General features: G+C 38.5%; 2 protein-coding genes. Both read right to left on the bottom strand.

Features of this window, described 5'->3' with window-relative positions:
- Positions 1-745, bottom strand: a 745-nt coding sequence (gene argC / locus Q7P05_RS06545; RefSeq protein WP_303931207.1) for an N-acetyl-gamma-glutamyl-phosphate reductase, incomplete at its 3' end; no start/stop codon positions are given.
- A gap of 110 nt (positions 746-855) precedes the next feature.
- Positions 856-1850: ornithine carbamoyltransferase (gene argF, locus Q7P05_RS06540; RefSeq protein WP_303931204.1), on the bottom strand; the 995-nt coding region annotated here is incomplete at its 5' end.

Here is a 1850-nt window from a genome sequence, read left to right as displayed (position 1 = left end):
ATGGTACAACAGTAACGACTGTGCTATCTTTGTAAAAATCTTCCAATGCCTGTTGCACTTTATCGATGCTAACGGGCTTTTGACATAAACGACTATGGATACCTACAGTAACTTCCATACCGGAATAATAATCGTCAACGATAGGCATAAAAATAGGTGCTTCACTAAGTCCACAAACATGTTGAACCTCTGGCAAATGCTTATGCTGTTGACTTAGACCATATTGACGCGGTGCATAGAGAAAATAATCCTTTGGATTACTTTCATATTGACCAATCATCTTTTTACCGCCCCCACTATAGCCAGTTAAGGATGTAATGGTGAAAGGATAATCTGTTGGCACAAGACCTGCTTTTACAAGAGGCGCAATACAAGCAATCATACCGCTCGCATGACAGCCTGGGTTGGCAATATGTTTTTCTGTACTGATAGCTGTTTTATAATCAGCACCAAGTTCTGGGAAACCATAAGCCCAATCATCAGCAGTTCTAAACGCAGTAGATGTATCAATTACCTTACAAGGTAGTTCACCGATAGCCGCCATGATTTCTTTAGATGCCGCATCAGGCAAGCAGAGAAATACAATATCTGCCTCTTTAGCTACCGCTTTAATAGCCTCTACATTTTTACGATCCTCATCAGCAGTAGCCAATAATTCTATATCTTTTCTATCAGATAACCGTTCATGAATTCTTAAACCTGTCGTACCTTCATGACCGACAATAAATACTTTATAAGGTGCCATAGTAAACCTCAATTCTCACCTATTGGTGACTCACACCTATTTATACAGCCCCTCAGCTATTATAAATAGGAAACAAACTATACCACACATCACCTTCTAGGGAGATGAAATTATTTCAATGGATAGTCACTAAATGTAGCAACCATAACGGCCTTAATGGTATGGAGACGATTTTCTGCTTCTTGGAATGCTAAAGAATTTGGTCCTTCAAATACCTCTTCCGTTACTTCAATACCATTCATACCGAACCGTTCAAAGATATCTTTACCTACTTGAGTTTCCGTATTGTGGAACGCTGGCAAGCAGTGACAGAATTTAGTATTTGGATTACCTGTTAATGCCATCATTTCAGCATTAACTTGGAATGGTTTAAACGTATTGATACGTTCTTCCCACATATCATAAGTATCACCCATAGTTACCCATACACCTGTATAGATTACATCTAAGTCTTTAACACCTTCCGCTACGTTATCTGTACATGTAATGGTAGCACCTGTTTCTTTTGCAACTTTCAAACATTCTTCATAGAATGGACCGGCTGGCCAGTATTGTTTAGGACCGATAAGTCTGAAATCCATACCCATTTTAACGGCCCCACTCATTAAGGCATTACACATATTAGATTGACCATGACCCACATAAGCATAAGAGATTTCATTCAATGGTTTATCGATATTTTCTTGAAGCGTCAAGAAATTCGCTAATGTTTGTGTAGGGTGATCCATATCAGTAAGACCATTCCAAACAGGTACGCCAGAATAATCAGCTAATGTATCTACATCGGCTTGATCAAAACCTCTGAACTCGATAGCATCATACATAGATCCTAGAACACGCGCTGTATCTTTTAAGGATTCTTTTTTATTCATTTGGGAACCTGTAGGGCCAAGATATGTTGTATGAGCACCTTGGTCTGCAGCACCTACTTCAAAGGCACAACGAGTCCGTGTGGAGTCTTTTTCAAAAATTAATGCAAAGTTTTTACCTACTAATGTTTTGATTTCTTTACCTGCTTTTTTATCGGCTTTTAATTTTGCTGCCAAGTCCAAGAAGTATTTAATCTCTTCTGGTGTATATTGAAGCATTGTTTTAAATGATGTAT

Origin of the sequence: Veillonella dispar (assembly GCF_937975875.1) — a bacterium.
Taxonomy (GTDB): Bacteria; Bacillota; Negativicutes; order Veillonellales; family Veillonellaceae; genus Veillonella; species Veillonella dispar_B.
This window is presented reverse-complemented; position numbering and strand designations above follow the sequence as displayed.